The sequence below is a fragment of the Pseudomonas stagnisoli genome (genome assembly GCF_048595745.1).
GTDB lineage: Bacteria > Pseudomonadota > Gammaproteobacteria > Pseudomonadales > Pseudomonadaceae > Aquipseudomonas > Aquipseudomonas alcaligenes_A.
Genome location: NZ_CP184361.1, coordinates 2,405,602 through 2,431,698 on the forward strand (window position 1 = coordinate 2,405,602; position 26,097 = coordinate 2,431,698).

23 protein-coding genes are annotated in these 26,097 nt (G+C 64.7%); 6 read left to right on the plus strand and 17 right to left on the minus strand.

Annotated features, from left to right (window positions below; all coding sequences use genetic code 11):
- Positions 1 to 26: 26 nt before the first annotated feature.
- The gene (locus ACOAPY_RS11535; protein ID WP_465153358.1) at positions 27 to 1,061 is read left to right on the plus strand and encodes a lipase secretion chaperone; all 1,035 of its coding nucleotides are present in this window, start codon (positions 27 to 29) and stop codon (positions 1,059 to 1,061) included.
- A 46-nt stretch (positions 1,062 to 1,107) separates the two neighbouring features.
- Here the strand turns inward: ACOAPY_RS11535 and ACOAPY_RS11540 are convergent, their stop codons facing one another.
- Complete coding sequence (locus tag ACOAPY_RS11540; RefSeq protein WP_076578616.1) at positions 1,108 to 1,542, minus strand: DoxX family protein; 435 nt, start codon at positions 1,540 to 1,542, stop codon at positions 1,108 to 1,110.
- A gap of 107 nt (positions 1,543 to 1,649) precedes the next feature.
- Positions 1,650 to 3,065 (minus strand): MltF family protein, encoded by a 1,416-nt coding sequence (locus ACOAPY_RS11545; protein ID WP_465153359.1) that lies wholly within the window; start codon positions 3,063 to 3,065, stop codon positions 1,650 to 1,652.
- 215 nt (positions 3,066 to 3,280) lie between these two features.
- Between ACOAPY_RS11545 and ACOAPY_RS11550 the strand changes: the two genes are divergently transcribed.
- On the plus strand, positions 3,281 to 4,084 hold the full coding sequence (locus ACOAPY_RS11550) for a TatD family hydrolase (protein ID WP_465153360.1): 804 nt from the start codon (positions 3,281 to 3,283) through the stop codon (positions 4,082 to 4,084).
- On the opposite strand, the gene ACOAPY_RS11555 is transcribed toward ACOAPY_RS11550, so the two are convergent.
- The 6 genes from ACOAPY_RS11555 to ACOAPY_RS11580 form a co-directional block, all read right to left on the minus strand.
- A complete protein-coding gene (locus tag ACOAPY_RS11555; RefSeq protein WP_076578610.1) occupies positions 4,081 to 4,878 on the minus strand; it encodes an acyl-CoA thioesterase in 798 nt (265 codons plus the stop codon). The two genes, ACOAPY_RS11550 and ACOAPY_RS11555, sit on opposite strands and share 4 nt — an antisense overlap.
- 90 nt (positions 4,879 to 4,968) lie before the next feature.
- On the minus strand, positions 4,969 to 6,954 hold the full coding sequence (locus ACOAPY_RS11560; protein ID WP_465156782.1) for a transglutaminase TgpA family protein: 1,986 nt from the start codon (positions 6,952 to 6,954) through the stop codon (positions 4,969 to 4,971).
- 50 nt (positions 6,955 to 7,004) lie between these two features.
- Positions 7,005 to 7,964 (minus strand): DUF58 domain-containing protein, encoded by a 960-nt coding sequence (locus tag ACOAPY_RS11565; RefSeq protein WP_465153361.1) that lies wholly within the window; start codon positions 7,962 to 7,964, stop codon positions 7,005 to 7,007.
- Positions 7,964 to 8,881, minus strand: coding sequence for an AAA family ATPase (locus ACOAPY_RS11570; protein WP_076426621.1), 918 nt, complete (start codon positions 8,879 to 8,881; stop codon positions 7,964 to 7,966). The genes ACOAPY_RS11565 and ACOAPY_RS11570 overlap by 1 nt, the downstream gene beginning before the upstream one ends.
- Before the next feature lie 92 nt (positions 8,882 to 8,973).
- Positions 8,974 to 9,582 (minus strand): flavin reductase family protein, encoded by a 609-nt coding sequence (locus ACOAPY_RS11575; RefSeq protein WP_465153362.1) that lies wholly within the window; start codon positions 9,580 to 9,582, stop codon positions 8,974 to 8,976.
- A 2-nt stretch (positions 9,583 to 9,584) separates the two neighbouring features.
- Complete coding sequence (locus ACOAPY_RS11580; protein ID WP_061904363.1) at positions 9,585 to 9,863, minus strand: hypothetical protein; 279 nt, start codon at positions 9,861 to 9,863, stop codon at positions 9,585 to 9,587.
- A 142-nt stretch (positions 9,864 to 10,005) separates the two neighbouring features.
- Between ACOAPY_RS11580 and ACOAPY_RS11585 the strand changes: the two genes are divergently transcribed.
- The gene (locus ACOAPY_RS11585) at positions 10,006 to 10,992 is read left to right on the plus strand and encodes a patatin-like phospholipase family protein (RefSeq protein WP_465153363.1); all 987 of its coding nucleotides are present in this window, start codon (positions 10,006 to 10,008) and stop codon (positions 10,990 to 10,992) included.
- A gap of 9 nt (positions 10,993 to 11,001) precedes the next feature.
- On the opposite strand, the gene ACOAPY_RS11590 is transcribed toward ACOAPY_RS11585, so the two are convergent.
- The 7 genes from ACOAPY_RS11590 to ACOAPY_RS11620 form a co-directional block, all read right to left on the minus strand.
- A complete protein-coding gene (locus ACOAPY_RS11590; RefSeq protein ID WP_465153364.1) occupies positions 11,002 to 12,351 on the minus strand; it encodes a tetratricopeptide repeat protein in 1,350 nt (449 codons plus the stop codon).
- Between the two features lie 93 nt (positions 12,352 to 12,444).
- The gene (locus ACOAPY_RS11595) at positions 12,445 to 13,140 is read right to left on the minus strand and encodes a response regulator (RefSeq protein ID WP_076578600.1); all 696 of its coding nucleotides are present in this window, start codon (positions 13,138 to 13,140) and stop codon (positions 12,445 to 12,447) included.
- On the minus strand, positions 13,137 to 15,794 hold the full coding sequence (locus tag ACOAPY_RS11600) for a DUF4118 domain-containing protein (protein ID WP_465153365.1): 2,658 nt from the start codon (positions 15,792 to 15,794) through the stop codon (positions 13,137 to 13,139). Before ACOAPY_RS11600 ends, ACOAPY_RS11595 begins: the two co-directional genes overlap by 4 nt.
- Positions 15,791 to 16,366: a potassium-transporting ATPase subunit KdpC gene (gene kdpC / locus ACOAPY_RS11605; RefSeq protein ID WP_465153366.1), complete on the minus strand. Its 576-nt coding sequence runs from the start codon at positions 16,364 to 16,366 to the stop codon at positions 15,791 to 15,793. Before kdpC ends, ACOAPY_RS11600 begins: the two co-directional genes overlap by 4 nt.
- Positions 16,367 to 16,440: 74 nt before the next feature.
- Positions 16,441 to 18,504: a potassium-transporting ATPase subunit KdpB gene (kdpB, locus tag ACOAPY_RS11610; RefSeq protein ID WP_465153367.1), complete on the minus strand. Its 2,064-nt coding sequence runs from the start codon at positions 18,502 to 18,504 to the stop codon at positions 16,441 to 16,443.
- Positions 18,505 to 18,513: 9 nt separating this feature from the next.
- Positions 18,514 to 20,202 (minus strand): potassium-transporting ATPase subunit KdpA, encoded by a 1,689-nt coding sequence (gene kdpA / locus ACOAPY_RS11615; RefSeq protein WP_465153368.1) that lies wholly within the window; start codon positions 20,200 to 20,202, stop codon positions 18,514 to 18,516.
- A gap of 8 nt (positions 20,203 to 20,210) precedes the next feature.
- On the minus strand, positions 20,211 to 20,303 hold the full coding sequence (locus tag ACOAPY_RS11620; RefSeq protein ID WP_465153369.1) for a potassium-transporting ATPase subunit F: 93 nt from the start codon (positions 20,301 to 20,303) through the stop codon (positions 20,211 to 20,213).
- A 255-nt stretch (positions 20,304 to 20,558) separates the two neighbouring features.
- Between ACOAPY_RS11620 and ACOAPY_RS11625 the strand changes: the two genes are divergently transcribed.
- The 3 genes from ACOAPY_RS11625 (at position 20,559) to xopAW (ending at position 23,185) form a co-directional block, all read left to right on the plus strand.
- Positions 20,559 to 21,305, plus strand: coding sequence for a response regulator (locus tag ACOAPY_RS11625; RefSeq protein WP_465153370.1), 747 nt, complete (start codon positions 20,559 to 20,561; stop codon positions 21,303 to 21,305).
- Entirely contained in the window at positions 21,305 to 22,321 is a 1,017-nt protein-coding gene (locus tag ACOAPY_RS11630) for a sensor histidine kinase (protein ID WP_465153371.1), read from the plus strand. The genes ACOAPY_RS11625 and ACOAPY_RS11630 overlap by 1 nt, the downstream gene beginning before the upstream one ends.
- A gap of 123 nt (positions 22,322 to 22,444) precedes the next feature.
- On the plus strand, positions 22,445 to 23,185 hold the full coding sequence (xopAW, locus tag ACOAPY_RS11635) for a XopAW family type III secretion system calcium-binding effector (RefSeq protein WP_465153372.1): 741 nt from the start codon (positions 22,445 to 22,447) through the stop codon (positions 23,183 to 23,185).
- A 49-nt stretch (positions 23,186 to 23,234) separates the two neighbouring features.
- Here the strand turns inward: xopAW and ACOAPY_RS11640 are convergent, their stop codons facing one another.
- Positions 23,235 to 24,824, minus strand: coding sequence for a YdgA family protein (locus ACOAPY_RS11640; RefSeq protein WP_465153373.1), 1,590 nt, complete (start codon positions 24,822 to 24,824; stop codon positions 23,235 to 23,237).
- A 151-nt stretch (positions 24,825 to 24,975) separates the two neighbouring features.
- Positions 24,976 to 26,046 (minus strand): AI-2E family transporter, encoded by a 1,071-nt coding sequence (locus ACOAPY_RS11645; protein ID WP_465153374.1) that lies wholly within the window; start codon positions 26,044 to 26,046, stop codon positions 24,976 to 24,978.
- Positions 26,047 to 26,097: the final 51 nt, after the last annotated feature.

Genomic DNA, 26,097 nt, shown 5'->3' on the forward strand with positions numbered 1-26,097 from the left:
ATGTTATCTCCCCGCCGAGTCTCGCCGTGAACAAGCCGCTGCTATTGGCCGTGCCCCTGCTGATCGGGGCAGGCGTCGCCGTGACCCTGTACTTCAGTCCTGTCGATCCATCCCCGCAGCCCACTGCACAACAACTAGCCGGGCAGGTGACCGTTCCGACTGCTGTTGCCCCATTGGCGCCAGTCGAGCCAGTGCCTGCAGTTGCCGACAGCGCCGCCTTGAGCACCTTGCCGCCCTCTTTCGCCGGCACCGAGGTGGACGGCCAGTTCCGCCTCGATGATGCCGGTAACCTGCTGATCAGCATGGATATCCGGCGCATCTTCGATTACTTCCTCAGCGCCTATGGCGAAGAGCGTATTCAGACCAGCATCGCTCGCCTGCAGGCCTATATCCGCAGTCAGCTGGCTGAACCCGCCGAGGGCCAGGCCCTGGCATTGCTGGAACAGTACCTGGACTACAAGCGCCAGCTGATCCAGCTGGAAAAGGACCTGCCACAGATGGCCAGCCTGGAGGCCATGCGCCAGCGCGAGCAGGCCGTGCAAAACCTGCGCGCGAGCATCTTCAGCCGCGAGGCGCACCAGGCCTTCTTTGCCCAGGAGGAAGCCTACAACCAGTTCACCCTGCAACGCCTGGCGATCCGCCACGACCAGTCGCTGAACGAGCAGCAGAAGGCCGAGGCCATGGATCGCCTGCGCGCCACGCTACCGGAGGACATGCAGGAGATGCTGGTGCCGCAGCTGCAAGCCGAGCTGCGCCAGCAGACTGCGGCCCTGCAGGCGCAGGGTGCCGCCCCGGAGCAGATCCGCCAGCTGCGTCTGCAACTGGTTGGCGCCGAGGCCACCGCGCGTCTGGAGGCACTCGATCAGCGCCGTCAGCAGTGGCAGCAACGGCTGGACGCCTACCGCCGGGAGAAGGCGCTCATCGAGGCCAACAGCGGCCTCAGCGAAGAGGATCGCCAGGCCGCCATCGCCAGCCTCGCCGAGGAGCGTTTCGACGAGCGCGAGCGCCTGCGTCTGGACGCTGCGGAGCAGCTGGCGAAGAGCCGGGAAAAGAAACTCTGAACGCAGAAAGGCCCGCAACTGCGGGCCTTTCTGTCTAAGCAGCGGATCAGCGGGCGATGGCGCGGTCCAGCGACAGCTTGCCGGCACCTTCGATGATCAGCACGGCACTGATCAGGCCGAGGATCATGGCGTACTCGAAGCCATTGTTGGTGATGAAGAAGCCGTTGGCCCAGTGTACGGTCACCGCGGCTACCACCATGGACACCAGCAGGGAAACTGCCGCCGGGCGCACCAGCAGGCCGACCACCAGCGCCAGGCCACCGAAGAACTCGGCACTGCCGGCCAGTACGGCCATCAGGTAGCCGGGGGTGATGCCGATGCTTTCCATCCACTGCGCGACACCCTCCAGGCCATAGCCACCGAACCAGCCGAAGAGTTTCTGTGCGCCGTGGGCGGCGAAGGTCAGGCCAGTGACGATGCGCAGCAGAGTGATGCCGTAGCCGGCGTTGGTGGACATCAGGGTGGTGATCAGCTTGTTCATGTGCCAGTTCCTTGTGGAGGAGTTGTTGGGGTTGGTGAGGCACATACTATTCGAATTAAACGATCATAAAAGCGCAATTATGCGCTAATAAAAATCGATATTTTCGATTATTTCTTGGCGCTCAGCTTGCGCTTCTGCGGCTCCAGCAGGAAACGCTCGCGGTCATAGGCAAGGTAGTACTTGTTCACTGCGTTGACATAGCTGACCACGCCCATCCCCAGCTGCTCCATGGCCACGCGTTCGACCTGAAAGAACCACTGGTTGGGATTCAGACCGCGCCTGCGCGCCTCGGTCCGCAGGCTCTGCACGCGCTGCGGCCCCATGTTGTAGGACGCCAGCACAAAGGCCATGCGCTCACTCTCGCCAATCTGCCGGCTGGCGAAGAACTCGCGGCGAATACGCGCCATGTAACGGGTCGCGGCCAGAACATTGTTGTCCACTGCCTGGATATTGCCGACGCCAACGCTGCGCGCCGCCGCTGGGGTGATCTGCATCAGCCCGGTGGCGCCCGAGGCGCCACGCGCCGCCGGGTTGAGGGTGGACTCCTTGTAGGCCACGGCAGCCAACTGCAGCCAGTCCAGCTCTTGCTTCTCGCCGTGTTTCTGCAGCACTCCACGCACCTTTTCCAGACGCTGCCGTTCGATCGGCAACAGTGGGTTGCGCACTTTGTAGGAGCGCCTGTAAAAGCGCTGGAAAGCGGAGTCCTGATCACTCGGCGTGCGGTAGCCGGCGATGAAACGATCGATGCTGGCGCGCAGCATCGGTGATTCACGACGCACGAACCAACTCATATCGCCCTTGGCGCCGATACTCAGATGGCGCTCTATGCGCAGCCCCGGCATGACTTTTTGCCAGCGCTCGGCAATCGGCAGCTCGACCGCTGTCCAGGGATAGATGCCGGCCTGCACCATCTCCAGCACATCCTCCACGGCCAGACTGGTATCGGCCCACTCCACCGCGATCGGTGGCTTGCCTTGCTGCGCCAGCTGCTGGTTGACCTCGCGCAGGGCGTCACTGACGGCACTGCCCACCGGCAGCGTCAGGCTGCGCCCGGACATATCCTCCAGGCGCTTGTAGTGACGGTTACGCCGATTGCCTACCACCACCAGCGCCACGTCGCTGCGCAGGGCTGCGCTGGGGCTGATTCCGAGCCCGGGGTGCGCATCGAGCAACTCGCCGGGGGCGACCAGGTCGCCCTCGCCTTTCTGTAGCGCGGCTACCAGCTGGTCCTTGGGCTTGGGAATTATCTTCAGACGCAGCTCGCGACCCTCGCGGGCATTGCGGTTGAGGTACTGGCCGAAGGCGCGCAGGCGCTGGTACTCGATACCAATGGCCTGGCCCTTGATCTCGCCCGAGCTGTGGCGACTCTGGTTGACCAGCACGCGCAGCTCGCCACTCTTGCGGATCTCCGCCAGGTCACGCTGGCTGCCGGTGTGCGGCAGGTTGCCGCCCAGCCCACTCAGCCGCGCGTGGGCCGGCAGTATCGTCAGCAGGCAGAGCAGGAACAGCAGCGCTCGCGTCATCGGGCCTCCGGACTGGAACGGGGCACGGCTTGGCCCGACCGGGCGACAGATGGTTCCATCGCAGGGGGCGCGGAGGTTGGCACAGCGGCGCTCAAACGGCCAGCCAGAGCTGGTAATAAACGTTAACAAGCATACATAACCACCTGTATTTACTTGCTTTATTACGGCAAGCAAGGCTCTGCTATGCTGCCCCGCTCGGATTGCGAGGTAGCACCATGCAACTCATCGACATCGGCGTCAACCTGACCCACCCCAGCCTGGCACGGGAACGCGAAGCAGTACTCGAACGCGCCAGAGCGGCCGGCGTGTGCCAACTGGTGCTGACCGGAACCAGCCTGGAGGAAAGCGAGCGGGCGCTGACCTTCTGCCGCGAGCTGGACGACAGCGGTCTGCAGCTGTTCAGCACGGCCGGTGTGCATCCGCATGACGCCAGCCAGTGGAATGCCGACAGTGCGCGGCAGCTGCGCGCACTGCTGAACGAGGTGCCGGTGCGCGCAGTGGGCGAATGCGGGCTGGATTTCAACCGCGACTTCTCGCCGCGTCCGCTGCAGGAAAAGGCGCTGGAGGAACAGCTGGAACTGGCCGTGGCGCTGCAGCTGCCGGTGTTCCTGCACGAGCGCGAGGCGGGCGAACGCCTCACCGGTATCCTGCGTCAGTTCCGCGACCGCCTGCCGGCGGCGGTGGTGCACTGTTTCACCGGTGACAAAGCAACGCTGTACGGCTATCTGGACCTCGACCTGCACATCGGCATCACCGGCTGGGTCTGTGACGAGCGCCGAGGCACTCACCTGCAGCCGCTACTGCGTGACATTCCCGCCGGTCGCCTGATGCTGGAGAGCGATGCGCCCTATCTGCTGCCGCGCAGCCTGCGGCCCAAACCGAAGAGCGGACACAACGAGCCGGCCTTCCTCACCGAGGTGCTGCGCGAGGTGGCGCTGCACCGTGGCGAGAGCCAGGAGGTGCTGGCTGCGCACAGTACGGCCTGCGCCAGGGCTTTCTTCGGGCTACCGGTTGTCTAGTCGAAAACCGTGGTGGTCTGCCGGCTGAGCGCCAGCAACTGGCCATCGGCCGTCCACAGGCGCGCCGCGATATGGCCATAGCCATCGAGGGCGTGCTCGATCTCGGCGCGATAGAGGCACCAGTCGCGGGTGGTCAGGCTGGGAATCGGATGGACGAACTCGATGGTCCAGGTCAACGAACTGCCGGGTGCCGGCTTGCTCAGGTGTGACAGCACCGCTGGCGGCCAGGCATCGACCAGCGCCAGCAGATGGGCTTCAGTCACCTTGTCGTAGCTGACGTCGCTGCGCAGGCGCACCCAACCGCCCATATGCCGTGCCGGCGTGCAACTGAAGGGTATGCCGCCCTCGCCCCAGCGCATGGCCAGGAAGCGGGTGAACTCCGGGGTGATGCCCGCCGCATAGGGCAGCTCCTGGCAGTCCTCGACAGCCTTCATGTGGGGCGCCGCCTCGGCCTCGACCCGTACCGCCGACTGCCGCGACGCACCGAAGCTACCCTGGGCCATGGCCACCACCGCGCCGTTCTGTATGGCGCGACCGACCACCTGGCTGACCGACTTGCCCTCACGCAGCACTTCCACCTCGAAAGCCGCGGGCTCTCCCATCAGCAGCGGTCCGACGAATGTCACCGACAGCGAGCGCACCGGCCTTCCGGCGGGTACCTTGAGGCGCATGGCCTCGTAAAGCATGGCGGCCACCAGGCCACCGAACGTGGCGCGCCCCTGCCCCCACAGCCCGGGCACAACGACGTGTTGGGGGTGGGTATGCACCGCGTGAATCAGTTCAGCGAAGGTCATGCGCAATCTCCTGTCATGCTGACTGAAGCTTAGAGAAAAGCCCGGTCTGACGGAAAGCCGATTCAGCGGCGATATTGCCGATCATCAGCCCTACCCGCCAGGCCTGGCACGCCAGGGCAACGCTCGGCGCAGGCGGCGTAGCAGTTCACGCAGTTGCTCGGGAGATGCCGGCTGACCGGCATAGCGCTGAGCCTCGAAGGCCCGGGCAAAGGCATCGATCGCCTGCGCCTGCTGCGGCAACCGTTGCGCCGCGCGCTCGGCAAAGGCCCGCACACCCTCGCCCTTGTCTCGCTGTACGCCATGACGCAGCAGCAACGCCTCGTAACGGCGCAGCAGACGTTGCTGGGGATCGCGCTCGCGCTGCCAAGGCTTGAACAGCCAGAGTGCCAGCAGGCCCAGCAGGAAACCGCCCCCCCCTACCAGTGCCAGAGCTAGACGACTCCACTCGAGGGTCCCAAACCAGCGTTGCAGCAACTGCAATTGCTGCTCGCTCTTGTAGCCCAGAACCCAGCGTTGCCAGTTGTAGTTGAGATTATCCCATCCGAACCGTAACTCGTTGAGCCACGCGAGATCGCGGTAATGCAGCGGAGAGAAAGGTGAATCCTCCAGGAAGCCATCATCGTCGGCAAAGGCTTCATCGGCACCCAATTCGATACGCTCAGGAGCAACTTGGAAAGTTGGGTCGACACTGATCCAGCCTCTCCCCTCCACCCAGTATTCGACCCATGCATGGGCATCGAGCTGCCGTACAGAAAGATAGTTGCCGTCCTGATTAAGCTCGCCCCCTTGATAACCGGCTACTACCCGCGAGGGTATGCCCGCCGCGCGAAGAACAAAAACCATGGCGCCTGCATAGTGCGCACAGAAGCCTTTGCGCGTGCGAAAAAGGAAGTCATCAATGCTGTTGCGCCCCACTGGCGGTGGTTTCAGCGTATAGCCATAGGGTTCATCCGCGAAATGCCTCAACATCGCTGAAACGAGGGACTGTGGATCGGCATTCTCTTGCCAGAGCTGCCGGGCCCATGACCGACTCCGTGGGTCACCCTCCTCTGGAAGCTGCAAGGTGCGTTGTACGACGTCGGCGGGCAGATCCAGCTGCCTAATTGCGGCAGGCCAGGATTGCACCTGATAGAGCAGATTCTGAAAAACCGGCCTGTTGTTTTCGAGGCGGAAATCACTCATCTGCCTGACACCGGACAAGGAGCTTTCGGCTGTATCAAGCGCGAACAGCCAGCTCTGGCCACTGGGCTGCATCACGATGCTGTAGCTGATCGGGGAGCCGACCTTCTGCCAACTGGGAGACATCGGCAACCGCGCAGCGCTGGACTGCGACCAGCGTCGTCCGTCGAACGCCTCCAGGGTCAGTGCTCTCCAATAAAGCTGAGACTGGGGAGGCATATCGCCCTCGAAGCTGACCCTGAATGCCAAGGCGGAAGATCGGCTCAGCTCGGCGACATCTCCTGGAGTCATGCTGTCCGACAACCCTGTCAGGCCTTTAGAGGAGTTGGGAAGGCTCCACAACGGCCCCAGTCGCGGAAAGAACAGAAACAGCAACAGCATCAGCGGTACCGCCTGCAGCATCATCGCGCCGGCCAGCTTCAGCGTGGCCGCCGGGCGTTCGGCCATGCCTCTGTGCTGCATGCCGATCAGCGCAGCCAGCAGCGCCGTCACCGGTAGCAGGCTGTAAAGAGCGGCCAGAGGGCCGTCATCGAACAGGTAGCCGGTCACCACCACGAAGAAGCCGAGGAAGATAAGCAGCAGCGCATCGCGCCGGCTGCGCAACTCCACCAGCTTCAGGATGAAGGCGGCGACCAGCAGCAGTACCCCGCCGTCCAGGCCGACCAGGCTGCCCCGCGAAAAGAACACCGCCGCCGCCGTACCGAGCATCAATGCCGCCCGCTCCAGGCGCGACGGATAACGCGCACGCATGCGAAACACCTGGATCCGCCAGCCCGCGCACAGCAGCCACAAACCGATGATCCACAGCGGCAGGTGCAGCAGGTGCGGCAGTATCACCAGCACCTGCGCGACCAGCAGCCAGGTCAGCGCGATGCGCGGAATCGGCCTGGCCGCGATCGGCCGAGCCGCGATAGGCCGGGCGGCGATCCGTTGGGCGGTAGCGAGGCTCATGTGCGAACTCCATAGAGTGCCAGGGCACGCAGGCAAGCCTCGCGATGGGCATCGCCATGATCCGGCGCCAGTTCGCAGCCGGGCAGACGCAGGCCATAGGCCTGTTGCCGGGCGTCCAGCTGCAGCACCCAGTAGCACAGGCGCGACAGACGCTCCTCGGCGTCACCGCCGAGCGCCTGGAAATCCAGCCACAGGTCGCGCCCGGCCAGCGCGGCGAAGTCCTTGACCAGCAGACCCTGGCCGCGTGAGAACGCCTTCCAGTGCAGGCGCCGCTTGGAGTCACCGGGCTGATAGCTGCGCAGCCCCTGGTAATCGTCGGCGCCCTGACCGGTTGCGCGTTGCCCCTCGTCTTCCTCGTCGAGCGAGCCGCCGTCACTTAGCGGCAGCTCGCCCTGCAGCGGTCGCGGATAGACCAGTACCGACTGGTCCAGGTCGACCCAGCTCCAGGCCACCAGGATGCCCAGCGGGAAATGGCTTTCCACCCGCAGGCGTTCTGGCCGCAGCCAGCCGCGCTGCAACGCAGGCTGGGTCAGCTCACATTCGCGCTGTCCCTGTGCCGGTACATCCTGCGTCTGCAGCGGCTGTGGTGGCCAACCAATACCGATGGCCATGTGGGCTCGGCCATCGCTTTCCAGACGCACCCTGAAGCGCGCCTGCTCGCCGACGAACACGGCACCGCTGGCACCAGCCTTGAGGATCAAGCCGGCAAAGTTGCGATAGGTGTGCAGGATCGCCACCACGAACACGGAGGCGAGCAGAAAGGTCAGACCATAGGCGAGGCTGTTCTCGTAGTTGATGCCGGCCAGCAACATCAGCAGCAGCACCAGCGCAAAAGCGGCACCGACCCGGTCGGGCATGATGAAAATGCGCCGCTGGTCAAGCTGCACCTGGGCCGCAGCGGGAATTCGCCTGACCACCCAGCGCCGCCAGCGGGCTTTGAGCGAGATCGGCAACATCACACCGCCGAGACTTCGCGCAGCAGCCACTGCACCAGTGCGCCGCCACCATGGCCGGCCGGGTCGGCACGCTCGCGCAGGCGATGGCCTACGACAGCGGGCAACACCGCCTGCACATCCTCGGGAATCACATAGTCCCGGTTGGCCAGGAACGCCCAAGCCCGCGCCGCCGCCAACAACGCCAGACTGGCCCGCGGTGACAGGCCCCAGGCGAACTGCGCCTCGCTGCGCGTCGCTTCGACCAGGCGCAGCACGTAATCGACCAGGGCATCGCTGGTGCGTACCTGCGGTATCAGAGCCTGAATCGCGGCAAGTTCGGCGTGATCCAGGATCGGCTCGAGACGTGGCAACAGATCGCGACGAGCTTCACCGAGCAGCAGCGCACGCTCGGCGGCTCGGGCCGGATAGCCCAGCGAGAGGCGCATGAGGAAACGGTCCAGCTGCGACTCCGGCAGGGCAAAAGTGCCGCCGGAACTGACCGGGTTCTGCGTGGCGATGACGAAGAAAGGCTCCGGCAACGGTCGGGTGGCCCCCTCGATGGTCACCTGGCCCTCCTCCATGGCCTCCAGCAACGCACTCTGGCTCTTCGGCGTGGCACGGTTGATCTCGTCGGCCAGCACCAGCTCGGCAAAGATCGGCCCGGGGTGGAAAACGAACTGGCCGCTGTCCTTGTCGAACACCGAAGTGCCAAGAATGTCGCCGGGCAGCAGGTCGGAAGTGAACTGGATGCGCTGGTAGGACAACCCCAGTACCCGCGCCAGGGCCTGGCTCAGGGTGGTCTTGCCCATCCCGGGCAGGTCCTCGATCAGCAGGTGACCACGCGCCAGCAGGCAGGTCAGCGCCAGGCGCACCTGCGGCTCCTTGCCCAGCAGCACCTGATTGACCTCGTGCAATACCGCATCCAGTTTCGTCCGCATCATTCGCTCCTGTTCCAGTCTGCCGATGCTACTGGGCGACACTGGCCCGGCAAAGCGCCATGAAACAGTTGCTGACGAAACTGTGCGACGGGTCAGGAAGGTCGCTGCATGCGAAAAACATCGCGCGTGCGAGTGTAACCGCTGCCACCGAGGCGGCCGACCAGGTCGAGGCGAGCCGGGTCGATGCGCCGTTCGCCATCCAGAACCGACTCGTCGATATGTGCCAGCAAGACTTCGGCGAAGATCAGGTGGCAGTTCGGCGCCTGTCGCGGATAGGGCTGGATCTCCGCCACCCGACACTCGAACACCACCGGTGCGCCGGCCACTCGCGGTGGCGCCACGCGCAACGAAGCCTCGCGGGCGATACCACAGTGTTCGAACTCGCTGACCTGCGGACCGAGCAGCGCGGCCGTGGCGTTCATCGCCTCGGCAAGGGCAAAGGGCACCAGCTGGATCACCAGTTCGCCGGTATCACGCGCATTGCGCAGACTGTCCTTGAGGCTGCCGTCGTCACGACTGCCGACGTTGATCATCAGGGTCGGCGGCTGATCGCTGATCACCTGGAAGAAGCTGAACGGCGCCAGGTTGTCGACGCCCTCGGGCGAGCGTGTGGAGACCCACGCAATGGGCCGCGGCGTGACAGTCGCAGCCAGCCAGCGGTAGGCTTCCAGCGCACTCAGCTGGGCGAAATCGAGCAGCACCTTCAGCGCCCGGCACGCGATTCGCGGATATAGAAACGCGCTTTCTCGGCATTGCGCGTGCAGCTCTCGTAACCCTCGAACTGTTGCGAGGTTTTGGCGCCAGTCAGCAATGTCAGCGCCTTGGAGTAGCTCACGGTCCCCGCGAAGCCTTCGGCCTTGGCCAGGTCCAGTTCGCGCCAGGCGGCATCCAGCTGATTGGCGCAGCTGTCACGGTAGGCGGTCTTGGCGGCGCAACCACTGAGGGCCAGGGCCAATAGGGCCAGGGTGGCGATTCTCGTCATCTTCTCTCTCCTGGGGAAACGGGTGTAAGGCTTGGATACTCCTGCACGGGCAAAGTGCCCGGCGCTGCCGATTCTAGCAAAGCCGTCCTTGGCGCAACCGCTCTGCACGGGTATGTTCGAAGCCTCTGTGGGGGATTTGCCAATGAACAAGAAAGTGGCTCTGGTGCTGGGCTCCGGCGGCGCACGCGGCTATGCCCATATCGGCGTGATCGAGGCGCTGGAGGCGCGTGGCTACGAGATCGGCTGCATCGCCGGCTGCTCCATGGGCGCCGTGGTCGGCGGCATCTACGCCGCTGGCAAGCTCGACGAGTATCGTCAGTGGACCGAGAGTCTGGATTATCTCGACGTGTTGCGCCTGCTCGACGTCAGCTTCCGCCTGGGTGCGATTCGTGGTGAAAAGGTATTCGGCAAGATCCACGAGATCGTCGGCGAGATTGACATCGAGCAGCTCGCCATCCCCTACACGGCTGTCGCCACCGACCTGACCAACCAGCAGGAAATCTGGTTCCAGGAAGGCTGCCTGCACAAAGCCATGCGCGCCTCGGCCGCCATTCCCAGCCTGTTCACGCCAGTTACCCAGGGTTCGCGGATTCTGGTCGACGGTGGCTTGCTCAATCCACTGCCCATCGTGCCGGTGGTCTCCAGCCACTGCGACCTGATTGTCGCGGTCAACCTCAACTCGTTGAACCAGAAACAGTACAGCCTTCCGGTGATCGAACGGCCGGCGGCGTTCAAGGGCAAGATCGATCAGCTGATGGGCTCTCTCAGCGCCCGCCTGCCCTTCCTCCGTCGCGAGACGGACGAGGGCGGGATGGAGGTCGACAACCCCTGGATCGAACCCAAGATCTCACGGGAGGCAGATGACAGCGTGCCCAAGTCGGCCAGCAGCTCCCAGGCGCTCGGCAACGTCGGCCCCGCGTCACTGCTGGAACTGGTCAACCTGAGTTTCGAGACCATGCAGACCTCGCTGGCCCAGTACAAGATCGCCGGCTATCCGCCGGACATCCTGATCAACGTACCCAAGCGCGTATGCCGCTTCTTCGAGTTCCACAAGGCGCCGGAACTCATCATGCTCGGCAGACAGATCGCGAACGATACGCTGGACAGATATGAACGCAGCGAACACTGAGACCTGACATCAAAAGCGGTAGGTCAGGCTCAGGGACGTGCTTTCGTTGTTCTTGTCCTTGCCGGGCTGGTTGGAGTCTTTCTCCTTGTGTTCGTAACTGACCGCGACCTGTAGATCCTTGGTTAGTTTGTGCCCAAGGCTCAGGCCGTACTTATCCTCATCTTCCTCCTTGCCCTTGGGATCGTTGTCATACTCGGTATGCCGACGGCTATAAGAGATGCTGGCGAAACTGTCCCAGGGAAGTTTGCGCGCGTAGGCAACTTTCCAACCGCTTTGATCCTTGTCCTTCTTGCTCTGATCGTTGTCCTCGATCTTGGGTGAGAAGCTCAAGTTGAAACTGTCGTGTGTCGTGGGTTTGAACTTGGCTGCAAACTTCAGAGTATCGATCTCAACATCAGTAGAGTCCTGGCTGCTGAGATCCCGATTCTCATAGTTGTAACGCACGCCCAGCTCCAGCACTCGGTTCAGCTTGTGGCTCACGCCAAGCGACCAGACCGTGCTGGACAGGTCGTAGTGGTGATCCTTGTACAGCTGCAGGTAAGTGACCGCGGGATTGATCTTCAGGCGCCAGTCAGGCACTACGAAGACCGGCCCGGTAGAAAGCGCAACGGTTTGTCGATTCAGGGCATCCTGCTCGTCCTGGCGGGCCTGACTGAAATTGCCGGCCAACTGCCAGCGATCACCGCGCTCGTTCAGGCCATAGGAGTAGCGCAACGCTGTGGACACCTGGCGACGGCTGTCGTGGACTGATCGCTTGGGCTTTTCGCCACCGGTATCCCCCTCATCTTCAAGGTCGTCCTCGTCGAGGTCGACATCTTCGAGCAGGTCATCCGCGAAGTCCGAATCGGCCAATTCGTCTTCCGCGAACTCGTCATCCTCGTCGAACTCGGCGGCCTCTTCGTCAACGTCCTCATCATCACTGAACGACGGCTCGCTGACCGGACTTGCGGAGGAGGCGTTGGCAGTATCGGTATCATGAATCAACGCTACCTGCAGCTTACCGCCGAAGCTGTGCGCCTTGGTCTTGCGTGCGGCCTTCTTTGATAACTTGCGCGCTTGCGCGGCCTCCTCGCTATCGGGGGCTGCTGCAATCACTTGTGCCAGCTCATTACGCGCCGCCGGATAATCGAAGCTATCCAGATAAAGACGCGCCAGACGCAGGCGAGCTTTATTGTGCGAGGCCTGAAGATCAGGATCAGCCAATACCTTGCGATAAGTCTCTATGGCATTACCGAGTGAGCCCCAGCGTGCCTGCTGCTCAGCCTGCTGGCTGATATCGGCATAGTCGGCCGCATGGCCATACAGCGGCAGTCCCAGCGTACCCAACAATGCTGCAACAACAACTTCCTTGCGATTCATAACAGCTCCGACAACGCATACAGGGATAATGTGCGGCGCAGTCTATTCAACACCCCAGAATACTGTCTACCGCCTCCAGATAAGGGCAAGCACTTACAATCCGTCGCGCAGGCGATAACCAACACCCGCCTCGGTAACGATGAAACGTGGTGCAGTGGGATCGTCACCCAGTTTCTGCCGAAGGTGGCCGACCACCACGCGAAGATAGTGACTGTCCTCTGTATGGGTCGGCCCCCAGATGTCCTTGAGAAGTTGCTGCTGGGTCACCACACGACCGATATGCCGAGCGAGCATGGCCAGCACCGCGTACTCCTTGCGCGTCAGGGCGACCTCGAGATCGTCCAGGGTAACCCGCCGGTAGGCGAAATCCACACACAGGGGGCCTGTCCTGACCAGCGCCGCCACCTGCTCTGGGGTGCTGGACTGGCGCAGCAGAACGCGCACCCGCGCCAGAAACTCCTGGATGGCGAAGGGCTTGGTCACATAGTCATTGGCGCCGCCATCCAGCGCCAACACCTTCTCGCCCTCGCTGGCGCGCACCGAGAGCACCAGCACCGGCACCTGCGACCATTCGCGCAGCTCGGCGAGCACGTCCTTACCGTCCATATCCGGCAGGCCAAGGTCCAGCACCACCAGATCCGGCTTCGCCAGGGCCGCCTGTGCCAAGCCGTCGCGACCGCTGGCGGCCTCTACCACCTTGTAGCCCTGGGCACTGAGGCTGATGCGCAGAAACTTGCGAATCTGCGCCTCGTCGTCGATCACCAGGAGCGTTGCACCATGACCATTCATGCGGATTCGTCTTCCAGCTGCGGTTGCGGATGCAGCGGCAGGTGCAGGGTCAGGCAGGCGCCGCGACCATCCAGCCCCTCGCCAACCGTCACCCGTCCACCGTGGGCACCGACCATACCCTGGCAGATCGCCAGGCCCAGACCAGTCCCCTGCCCGCCACGGTCGCCCCTGGCGGCGGTATAGAACATATCGAAGATCTTCTCCCGTTCCGCCTCGGGAATACCCGGCCCCTGGTCGGCCACGGCGATACACAGCTCATTCTGTTCGGCCTTCACGGCGAGCTGCAGGCGCCCGTGAGCGGGCGAGAAACGCGCAGCATTCTCCAGCACATTGACCAGCGCCTGTTCGATCAGCGCCGCGTGCACATAAAGCAACGGCAGTTGCTGCGGCGCCAGCACTTCCAGCTGCAGCGGCGCCAGCACCGGACGCAAGCGCTGCACCGCGCTGGCGACGATGTCTGCCGGTGCCACCCAGTCACGCGCCAGCTTGAGGCCACCGTGGCCGAGCCGAGTCATGTCCAGCAGGTTCTGGATGTAACGGTCGAGGCGCTCGGCCTCGTCACGGGTGCCCTCGAGCAGCTCGCGCCGATCGCTCAGGGGAATCTGCTCACCCAGTGCCAGCAGGCTGTCGATCGAGCCGCGCATGGCGGTCAGCGGCGTGCGCAGGTCGTGCGACACCGAGGCCAGCAGTGCGCTGCGCAGTTCCTCGGTCTGCCCGTGCAGGCGCGCCGCCTCCAGGTCCTCCGCCAGCTGGGCACGCTCCAGGGCCTGAGCCAGGGGCTGGCCGAGAGCGGCGATCAGGCGGCGCCGCTCCGGGCTGAGCGGGCGCTCATCCTTCGGCGCGATACCGAGCAGCGCCAGTGGCCCCTCCTCGCCCGCCAGCGGCCACCACCACCAGCGGCCGTTCGGCAGCGTGCCGCTCCCCAGGCCGGCCGGCTGACCGTGCTGCCAGGACCAGTCGGCAGCGGCGTGCTCCTGCTCGTTGAGCAGGCGCTGCGCGCCGGCCTCGACCTTCCAGATGCCATCCCGGCTACGGGCCAGCAGGCTGACTTCGACGTCAGACCACAAACCGAACTGCTGCATGGCAGCGCTCAACACGGCCTGGCGATCAGTGGCCGCCGTCAGCTTGCGCGACAGTTCCAGCAGCGCCGTGGTCTCCGCCTGGGTCCGGCGCAGGCTCTGCAACTGGCGCCGCTGACGGGTCGCCAGGTTGCCGGTGAGCGCCGCCATCAGCAGGAAGAACACCAGGGTCAGCACATCCTCCTGGCGGGCAATCTTCAGCGACAGCAGCGGCTCGATGAACAGCAGGTTGTAGGCCAGGAAAGACAGTCCGGCACACAGCAGCGCCGGCCCCAGGGAGCTGCGCACAGCCACCACCAGCACGGCGGCGAGGAAGATCAGCGAGATGTTCGGCAACTCCAGCACCTGCGAAAGGCCCAGGGCCAGGCCGGATGCCAATACCGTGGCCAGCGGAGCCAGCAGGTAGTCACGCCACTGCGCTGCTGCGTTGGCGCGTGGCCCGGCCGGCGCACGCTCTGCCTCGGTATCCAGCACGCTGATTTCCAGGCCCTCGCCCAGGCTCAGCAGACGCTCGGCCAGCCCGCGTCCGAAACGCCAGCGCCGACGCAAGCGCTGCCGACTGCGACCGACCAGAATCAAGCTCGCGCGGCGTTCGCGGGCATGCTCGACCAGCGTGTCGGCCACCGAACTGCCGCGCAACAGCACCACCTCGCCCCCCAGACGCTCGGCCAACTGCTGGGCCGCCTGCAGGTTGCCCAGACGTTCTTCGTCACGCTCCGCGCCGGTGTCCACATGCACCACCGACCAGGGCAGATGACGCCGCTCCGCCACCCGACTGGCGTGGCGCACCAGACGCTCGGCCTGGGTGTCGCCGTCGATACCGAGCAGCAGGCGGCCACGCACGCTCGGCGCTTCCTGGCCCTGCTGACGGTAACGCCGGTTGAGGTCGGCATCGACGCGTGCCGCCGCCGTCTGCATAGCCAGTTCGCGCAGTGCCGTGAGGTTGGTCTGGCTGAAGAAGGCATCGATGGCTGCGCGCGCCTGTTCCGGCACGTACACCTTGCCTTCGCGCAGACGCTCGAGCAGCTCGCGTGGCGGCAAGTCGACCAGCAATATCTCGTCGGCTTCCTGCAGCACCCAGTCCGGCAGCGTCTCGCGCACCTGCACGCCGGTGATGTCGCGCACCTGGTCGTTAAGACTCTCCAGGTGCTGCACGTTCACCGTGGTGTAGACGTCGATGCCGGCATCGAGCAGTTCCTGTACATCCTGCCAGCGCTTGGCATGGCGGCTGCCCGGTGCATTGCTGTGAGCCAGCTCGTCGACCAGTACCAGCTTGGGCGGATTGGCCAGCAGGCCATCGAGGTCCATCTCGGACAGCGCTACGCCGCGATACTCCAGGTACCGCAACGGCTGTTGTGGCAGGCCGGTGAGCATGGCCTCGGTTTCCGCACGGCCGTGGGTCTCGACCAAGCCGACGCGCAGGTCGATGCCCTGGCGCTGCTGTGCCTGGGCCGCCTGCAGCATCGCGAAGGTCTTGCCCACTCCGGGTGCCGCGCCGAGGAAGACCTTGAGCCGGCCACGTCCCTCGCGGGGCATCTCGGCCAGCAGCGCATCGGCGCGCAACGCATCACTCATGGGGTGTTCTCATGACGAATAGGGGCGCGATTGTCCGCCAGCGCCAGGTTCAGCGCCAGCACGTTGACCACGGCCGGGCCTACCAGGGGGCGCACGGTGTGCTGTTCAACCAGGCGCTCCAGGCTGTTCGCCGGCAGGCCGCGTGCCGTGGCGACGCGAGTAATCTGCCAGCGCGCGGCGGCCGGCGAAAGGTGCGGGTCGAGACCGCTGCCGGAGGTAGTGACCAGTTGCATCGGCACCGGCGCAACGCCCTCGCCGACCAGACGCTGGGCGTCCTGGGCAATGCGTTCGGCCAGGGCCGGATTGCTCGGCGCCAGGTTGCTGGCACCACTGGCTACGGTGGCGAAGGCGGCGGCAGACGGCCGAGGCTGGAACCACTGATCACCGTCAAAGGGCTGTGCCAGCAACATGCTGCCGCGCACCTCATCCTGGGCATCGCGCACCAGGCTGCCGTTGGCCTGCTCGGGGAAGGCCAGCTGGGTGATGCCGGTCACGGCCAGCGGATAGGCAACCCCGGTTATCAAGGACATCAGGCCCAGCATGGCAATGGCCGGGCGGAGTTGTTTAAGCATGATGGTTCTCCGAATTCTCAGGTTTACACCGAATCAGTCCCCTCTCCCATTTATGGGAGAGGGGAGGAAAATCACTACACCAGCCCCACCGCCACCAGCAGCGCGTCTATCACCTTGATCCCGACGAAGGGCGCGAGGATGCCGCCTAGGCCGTAGATCAGCAGGTTGCGGCGCAGCAGGCTGGCGGCGTCCAGGGCCTTGACCCGCACCCCGCGCAGGGCCAGGGGGATCAGCGCGATGATGATCAGCGCGTTGAACACGATGGCCGAGAGGATGGCGCTCTGCGGGCTGTGCAGTTGCATCAGGTTGAGCGCGCCGAGCTGCGGGTAGATGCCGGCGAATAGCGCCGGCAGGATGGCGAAGTACTTGGCCACGTCGTTGGCCACCGAGAAGGTGGTCAGCGCGCCACGGGTCACCAGCAACTCCTTGCCCACCTGCACCACGTCCAGCAGCTTGGTCGGGTCCGAATCCAGGTCGACAAGGTTGGCAGCCTCGCGGGCGGCCTGGGTGCCGTCGTTCATCGCCAGGCCGACATCGGCCTGGGCCAGCGCCGGGGCGTCGTTGGCACCGTCGCCGCACATGGCGACCATCTTGCCTTCGGCCTGCTCGGCGCGAATACGCTGCAGCTTCTTCTCCGGCGTGGCTTCGGCGATCAGGTCATCCACGCCAGCCTCGGCGGCGATAGCGGCGGCAGTCAGCGGGTTGTCGCCGGTCACCATCACGGTGCGGATGCCCAGGCTGCGCAGCTCGGCGAAGCGCTCGCGAATGCCCGGCTTGACCACGTCCTTGAGGTGAATGGCGCCAAGCAGACGGCCGTCACCGGCTACCAGCAGCGGGGTGCCGCCGCTCTGGGCGATCTTCTCCACTTCGCGGGCCAGCGGCGCCGGCATCTCCTCGCGACTCAGGCCGAGGTACAGGAGCACGGCGTCCACCGCCCCCTTGCGATAGCTGTGGCCGCTCCAGTCGACGCCAGACAGACGAGTCTCCGCGCTGAAGGCAATGGCCTTCACGTCGCTGCGCGCCGGCTCACGTAACGTGGTCAGCGGCCGCAGGTACTCGACGATGGATTTACCTTCCGGGGTATCGTCAGCCAGGGAAGCCAGCAGCGCCGCCTCACCCAGCTCCTTGCCGTTGATACCAGGGGCCTTGATCACCGCACTGCAGCGGCGGTTGCCGAAGGTGATGGTGCCGGTCTTGTCCAGCAGCAGCACATGCACATCCCCCGCGGCTTCCACCGCACGGCCGGACTTGGCGATCACATTGAGGCACACCAGGCGGTCCATGCCGGCGATGCCGATGGCCGAGAGCAAGCCGCCGATGGTGGTGGGGATCAGCGTCACCAGCAGCGCGGCCAGGTACATCAGAGGCAGGTCGCCGCCGGCATAGCGGGCGAACGGCTGCAGGGTGGCCACCACCAGCAGGAAGATCAGGGTCAGGCCGATCAGCAGGATATCCAGCGCCACCTCGTTGGGGGTCTTCTGCCGCTTGGCGCCCTCGACCAGGGCGATCATGCGGTCCAGGGTCGACTCGCCCGGGTTGGCGGTGATCTTCACCAGCAGCCAGTCCGACACCACGCGGGTGTTGCCAGTGACTGCCGAGCGGTCGCCGCCGGATTCACGGATCACCGGCGCGGACTCACCGGTGATGGCTGCCTCGTTGACGGCGGCAATGCCCTCGATCACCTCGCCGTCGCCGGGGATCAGCTCGCCGGCCTCGACGCGCACGATATCGCCGCGGCGCAGCTGGCTGGCAGCAACCACCTGGTACTGCTCATCACCGACCTTGCGCCGCGCGGTCAGCCCCTGGCTGCCAGCCTTCAGGCTATCGGCGCGGGCCTTGCCACGGCCTTCGGCCAGTGCCTCGGCAAAGTTGGCGAAGAGCACGGTAAACCACAGCCACAGGGCGATCTGCACTGCCAGTCCGGTCGATACGGCGGGGTTAGGCACGAAGCACAGCAAGGTGGTGAGAACGGCAGTGATCTCCACCACCAGCATCACCGGCGAACGCAGTAACTGACGCGGGTCGAGTTTGACAAAGGCCTGCTTCAAAGCCGGTTTCCACAGCGCGGCGAAACTGGTCTTGGCCTGGTTTTTGGGGGTCTTGGCGCCTTGTTGCGCCTTTACAGGGGCATTCATCATGGTTCTCCGTTAGAACGCCAGGTGCTCGGCCAGCGGGCCCAGGGCCAGCGCCGGCAGGAAGGTCAGGCCACCGACCAGCAGGATGGTCAGTACCAGGAGGGTGACAAACAGCGGGCCATGGGTCGGGAAGCTGTTACCGTCGACCGGCGCACGCTTCTTCGCCGCCAGGCTGCCGGCAATGGCGAGGATCGGCAGGATGTAGCCGAAGCGGCCGAGCAGCATGGCCAGGCCGATCATCAGGTTGTGGTACGGCGTGTTGGCGCCGAAGCCGGCGAAGGCCGAACCGTTGTTGGCGGTACCCGAGGTGTAGGCATACAGCGCCTGGCTGAAACCGTGGGCACCCGGGTTGGTGATGGAAGCCGCCGGGCCGTCCAGGCTCACCGCCAGGGCGCAGAACACCAGGACACCAACCGGCATCACCAGCAGGGTGGCGACCAGCAGGCGCACCTCGCGGGCTTCCAGCTTCTTGCCCAGGTATTCCGGAGTGCGGCCGATCATCAGGCCGGCGAGGAACACGGCGATCAGGACGAACAGCAACATGCCGTACAGGCCGGCGCCGACGCCGCCGAAGATCACCTCGCCGAGCATCATGTTGAACATCGGCAGCATGCCGCCGATAGCGCTGAAGCTGTCGTGCATGGCGTTGACCGAACCATTGGAAGCCGCCGTGGTGGTCACCGCCCAGAGTGCCGAAGCGGTGGTGCCGAAGCGCGCTTCCTTGCCCTCCAGCGAGCCGGCCTGTTCGATCGGCAGCGCCGCCAGGGCGGGGTTCGGCTGGTATTCGGCCCACAGCGTGACGCCAAGGCTGGCGACGAACAGGATCAGCATGCTGGCCAGGATGGCGCGGCTCTGACGCAGGTCCTTGACGTAATGGCCGAAGGTGAACACCAGGGCAGCCGGGATCAGGATGATCGACGCCATCTCGAACAGGTTGGTCCAGGCCGTCGGGTTCTCGAGCGGGTGCGCCGAGTTGACGCCGAAGAAGCCGCCGCCGTTGGTGCCCAGCTGCTTGATGGCGATCTGGCTGGCGGCCGGGCCCAGGGGGATGCTCTGGTCGGCGCCCAGCAGGGTTTTGGCCTGTACGTAGTCCATGAAGGTCTGCGGCACGCCCTGCCAGACCAGGAAGATGGCCAGCAGCACGCAGAACGGCAGCAGCACATAGAGCACGGCGCGGGTGACATCGACCCAGAAGTTACCGATGCCGCCACTGGACTTGCGCGCAATGCCACGGGCAAAGGCCACCAGGATGGCCAGGCCGACGGCCGGGCTGACAAAGTTCTGCACGCCCAGGCCGATCATCTGGCTGAAGTAGCTCAGCGCCGCCTCGCCGCTATAGGCCTGCCAGTTGGTATTGGTGACGAAGCTCACGGCGGTATTGAACGCCAGGCTCCACTCCAGGCCTGGCAGTTGCTGCGGATTAAGCGGCAGCAGATGCTGCAGCATGAGGATGGCGAATAGCACCAGCAGGGAAACAGCGCTGAAGGCCAGCAGCGCCAGGCTGTAGGTCTTCCAGTCCTGATCGCGCTCGGGGTCGACCCCGGATAACCGGTAGCATAGGCGCTCCAGCGGCTGCAGCACCGGGCTCAGCAGGTTGCGCTTGCCTTCCATGGCGTTGAAGCAGTAACGCCCGAGGAAAGGTGCCGGCAGCAGAACCAGCACGAAGAAGGCCAGAATCAGCCAGTAGTCATGGACTTGCATGGGGCCCCCTAGCTCTGCCGTCCGGCGCGCAGCAGCGCAACCAGCAAATAAATGAAAAGCCCCAGGGCCAGGCCCAGGGACACCTCGTCGAGAATGCTCATGTGTGTGCTCCGTGATGCGGTCTGTACCGCCTTGCCGGCATTGTTCTGCCGACGCGCGTAAAGGCGCGATTGGCCTTGGGGAGCTGCGCATAAAGAATGCGTAAAGTTCGCTTTGTAACGGTCGCGATACAGTACCGACACGCTGCCGATACCTGTCCACCGGAGCATGCCGACGGGCGGAGCCTGCCCGGCCTCGCGACCCGCTAACATGCCCATCCTTCCGTTTACCCTGCCCGCAGTCTGGAGCCCGTAACGGTGCATGCCTTGCCCGAGCGCACCACGCGCCCCCGCCCCACCCGCGCCCTGATCGTCGACGACAATCAGGAACTGCGCGAGCTACTGGGCGGCTACCTGACCCGCTTCAACATCGACAGCGAGGCGGTCGGCGACGGCCCCGGCATGCGCCGGGCCCTGGCGCAGAGCCACTTCGATGTGATCATTCTCGACCTGATGCTGCCCGGGGAGGACGGCTTGGCGCTATGCCGCCAGGTACGTGCCGAGTCGGACATTCCGATCCTGATGCTCACTGCCCGCTGCGAGCCGACCGACCGCATCATCGGGCTGGAGCTGGGCGCCGACGACTACATGGCCAAGCCCTTCGAGCCGCGCGAGCTGGTAGCCCGCATCCAGACAATCCTGCGTCGCGTGCGTGACGATCGCGTTGGCCCGCGCGAAGAGGAGCCGCGCACGAGTATCCGCTTTGCCGGCTGGACGCTGCAGTGCGTACTCCGTCAGCTGCATTCGCCGACAGGCCTGGTGGTGCCGCTGTCGAACGCCGAGTTCCGCCTGCTCTGGGTGTTTCTCGAACGGCCGCGGCGGGTGCTCAGCCGGGAACAGTTGCTGGACGAGGCCCGCGGCCGCTCCATCGAAGCCTTCGACCGCAGCATCGATCTGCTGGTCTCGCGGCTGCGCCAGAAGCTCGGTGATGACCCGCGCAATCCGACACTGATCAGGACCGTGCGGGGCGAGGGTTACCTCTTCGACGCCGCCGAGATTCGCTGATGCGCCGTGTCGACAGCCTGTTCGCCCGCCTGTTCGGTGTCTTTCTGGTGGCCATTCTGCTGGCCCATGCACTGGCCTTTGCCTGGTTCAGCCACTACGGCCGACCACCGCCGCCACCAGCCCCACTGCAGGCTGAGCTGATGCGCCCGCCACCGCCACCTGGACCGGTGCTGCGTGGCCCTCTGATCGTGCTGGGTTTCCAACTGCTGACACTGATCGTCGCCGCCTGGTACGGCGCGCGCCTGCTCAGCCGACCGATCCAGCAGCTCTCAGAGGCTGCTGAGCGCATCTCAGACAATCTCGACAGTCCGCCGCTGGCGGAAAGCGGTCTGCCCGAAGCACGCCAAGCCGCGCAGGCCTTCAACCTGATGCAGCGGCGCATCCGCGAGCAGGTCCAGCAACGCGCACGCATGCTGGCGGCGGTGTCGCATGATCTTCGCACACCGCTGGCCCGCCTCAAGCTGCGTCTGGAACAGATTCCCAACACCCAGCTGCGGACGCGCATGGATCAGGATCTGCAGGAAATGATCGGCATGCTCGACGCCACCCTGCGCTATCTGCACGAGCAGCGCAGCAGCGAGACGCCACAGTGGCTGGATCTCCAGGCCCTGATCGAGTCGATGGTCGAGGACGCCCAGGATCATGGTGCCGATGTGCGCTGCCAAGGTCACTGCGCACCGTTGCGCGCACAACCCCTCGCACTGCGCTCGTGCGTCAGCAACCTGCTGGAGAACGCGCTGCGCTATGCCGGCCACGCCTGCATCGAGCTGAACGACAGCCCTGAGGTCGTGGAGATGCGTGTGGTAGACCGCGGCCCCGGGATTGCCGCCGGACAGCGCGAAGCGGTGTTCGAGGCCTTCTTCCGCGTCGAGGGATCGCGCAACCGCAACTCAGGCGGCGTGGGCCTGGGATTGACCATTGCCCGCGAGGCCGCCAGACACCAGGGCGGCGACATCCTGCTGGAGGAAACACCAGGTGGTGGACTGACCGCAATCCTGCGTCTGCCCCGTCTATAGCCCGCGCCGCCCTGGCGTTGTAGTCCGACCGATACAAAGCTCATAAACCCCCGACACAGAGTACGCCGAGGCTGACATTACCGGAGAACCCTCTCCGGAATGCCAACAACAGGAGTGACTCCCATGATCAGTGGTGTCAGCAGCAGCAGTTACTCGAGCTATGCCGCCTATAGCTCGACCCAGCGCAGCGCGCCGCCCAGCGCAAACTGTGCGGGCGGCCCCGAAAAGATGCAGGAAAAGCTGTTCAGCCTGCTCGACAGCAACAGCGATGGCAGTGTGGCCAAGGACGAGCTGGCAACGGCCCTGACGTCTGCCAAGGAAAGCGACAGCAGCCTGACCATCGACATTGATGAACTGTTCAGCCAACTCGACGCCAATGGCGACGGCAGCCTCGATACGCAGGAGACTGCCGCGCTGGCACCGCCACCGCCTCGCGGGCCGAACCCCGAGGAGATGTTCGCCACACTGGATGCCAATGCCGATGGCAGCATTGATGCCGAGGAGCTGAGCGCCCTGCCCGCGCCCCCCGGCGCCGACAGCAGTGCCCTGCTGGCGGAACTGGACAGCGACGGCGATGGTGCGTTGAACCTCGACGAACTGTCCGCCATGGCGCCGCCTCCGCCCCCCGCCCAGAACGCCACAAACAGCGATGAGCTGTTCACCAGGTTCGACGCTGACAGCAGCGGCAACATCAGCCAGGACGAGTTGAGCAGTCTGCTCGAGGCCGTCGCCCAGCAGACACCCTCGCGCACTGGCAGCCAGGAGGACGCCGACTCTGGACTGATCGCCAAGCTGCTGAAGCAGTATCAGGACGGTGCCGGCTACCGCACCAGCGTCGGCAGTCAGGTCAATATTTCGGCGTAAAAGCAAAAGGCCCGCATCACTGCGGGCCTTTTAGCACTACTGCACGAGGTTATTCGACGGGAATCTCTTCCTCGACGCTTTCTTCCTCCTCCAGCTGCAGGCCCTGCATGGCCGGGTCTTCCTCGCCCATCGCAGCACCACCCATGCCCAGGCCGGCGCCGCTGGCGAAGGCCATGGCGACGAATTCTTCGACGCTCATCTGCTTGCCGTTGAAGTCCACCTTGTCGTCGGCGTAATGCAGGCTGGTGACGATGTTGTCACCCTCCAGTTTGGCCAGCTCGGTGGACAGCGCCATGCCACTGGCCATCTCGGTCATCATCGACGCTTGCTGGGCAACCGCTTCCTTGTCGGTTTCGCCGGCGAAGGTCGCTTGCAAGCCGATCACGTCGCTGATCATGGCCTTGGAAACCGCAACCTTGGCATCCAGCTGGGTGATCAGTTGCTTGGCCAGTTCGGGCGCCGGCAGCTCGAAGGACTCGGGCTTGGCGAAGTCCAGCGCCAGGCTCAGGCTGCTTTCACCATTGGCGGTCTTGAACGCCAGCTTCTCCAGGGCGATCCCCGGTTTGGCGGCCAGCAGCTTCTCCAGGTCCACCATCAGCTGGGCCTTTTGCGCTTCGGAGAGTTGCGGCAGATCGTCCTCGGCTTCCAGGCTGGCCTGCTGCAGCTGGCCGGTGCTCTTGATGATGTCGCTGTACAGCGCCAGCAGCGATTGCAGGGCCGCCGCGTCGATGTTCTTCACGCTGGAGACCATGTCCATGCCACCGATGTCCTGGCCCTGGTAGCTGACCATGCCGATCTTGTAGGTGGAACGGGCGGCCAGCTTGCCGTCGGCTTCGCTGGTCTCGTCGAGCTGGGAAATGTCCTTGGCCAGGATCGGCGCGTTGGCGCCGATCACCAGCTGAGCTGTCTGCAGCTTGACCTCGTTGCGGCCCAGGTAGAAGTCGCTGCTGCCCTTCGCGGTATCGCTGTTCAGGGTCAGGCCCTTGAGCTCGATGCTCAGCGCTTCCGGGCTGTCGCTCAGTTTGGTGCTGACCTTCAGGCTGTCCATCAGACCACTGGCCTCGATCTGCTTGGCTTCGGCCGAGCTGTCGAAGTCGATGTTCAGGCCACTGAAGTCCAGGTTGCTGTCCTCATCCAGGGCTACTTGCACCGGATTCAGACGCAGGTTGCCGGAGACGGAACGGTCGTAACCCAGGCTGGCCTGGCCTTCCACCGGCGATTTGCCCTGGCTGGCGGCAAACCATTGCTCCAGGGCCGGGCTGGTTTCCAGCGCATAGTTGCTGGTGGCCATGACCGGCATCAACTTGAACGCCTTGAGGCGCGACAGCGGGAACGGACCGTGTTCGATACGGTCGTTGATCACCAGCTCGAACTGCTGCGGCGCTTCGCCATCGAGCGAGCCGTTGAAGGTGATGCGATAGCGCGCATTACTGCTGAAGAACTGGCGATCCAGCGAGAGCAACTCGATGGACGCATCCAGGCCCAAGGCCGGCAGGGTCTTGGCCATGTCGGCATTGGCCTGCTTGATCGACTCGTCCAGCACCGAGGGCAACTGGTTGCCGGTGTACCAGGCGCCGGCCACGCCAATGGCGGCAACGGCAACAACTGCGCCTACAACGATACCTGCAGATTTCTTCATGGGGGTCTATCCCTTGTGTAGTGTTGGTCTGTCTTCCCTGAACCGCCTGCGGCCTCTACGGACCCTTACATCACGGTTTGAGGCGGGCAAGGCTATCACTGCCCCGCATGCCCACCAAGGGTGGTGGGCAGAATTCTGCACAGGATGCCAACTATGCCCCGTCCCTACGCTCGCTGCGCTCGGCATCCCGTGGCGTGCTGTTCACCCAGTCGCCGAGCAGGCTGAAGGCGACGGCCAGCAGGGTCGGCCCCAAGAACAGGCCCATGAAGCCGAACGCCAGGATGCCGCCGAACACGCCGAGCAGCACCACTACCAGCGGCAGGTTGCCGCCGCGACTGATCAGGTAGGGCTTGAGTACGTTGTCCACCCCGCTGATGACGAACATGCCCCAGATGCCGAGGAATACCGCCATGCCGTAATGCTCCTGGCTGACCAGCCAGGCGGTGGCGGGAATCCACACCAGCGGCGGGCCCATGGGAATCAGGCTGAGGACGAAGGTGATGATGCCCAGCACCAGCGCTCCCGGCACCCCGGCGATGTAGAAGCCGATCAGTGCCAGCACGGCCTGGGCCGCTGCGGTACCGATCACGCCATTGACCACCCGTTGCACGGTGCCGGCCACCAGCTCCAGGTAATGCCCGGCGCGATCACCGATCAGGCGCCCCAGCAGGCTTTGCACGAAGGACGCCATGCGCGGGCCATCGCGGTAGAAGAAGAACACCAGCACCAGGCTCAGGGCCAGCTCCAGCATGCCGCCGCCAATCTGTGCGCTGCGCGCCAGCAGCCAGTTACCCACCTGGCCCAGATAGGGCCGCACGGCCTCCAGCAGGGCAACCCCCTCCTCGTCGATACGATTCCACAGGCCGACCAGGCGCTCACCCACCAGCGGCAGACCACCGAGCCAAGTCGGCGGATCGGGCAGGCCGTCGACCTGGAAATCCTTGAACAGCGCGGTGGCATCGCGGATGTGGTCAGCCAGGTTGAAGCCCAGCCAGACCAGCGGTACCGCCACCAGGACCATCCAGCCAGCCGTCAGGATGGCCGCGGCGGTGTTGGCCCGGCCATTCAAGGCGCGGCTCAGCAGGCGCATCAGCGGCCAGCTGGCAAAGGCCAGTACCGCCGCCCAGAACAGCGCGGAGAAGAAAGGCGCCAGCACCCAGGCGCAAGCGCCCAGCAACGCCAGCAGCAGAATCTGCACCAGCAGGCGATCATTGTTCAGCATGGTCATGCATCCCCAGGCAAACCGGACACGCGGGTCCGGAGTCAATCAGCA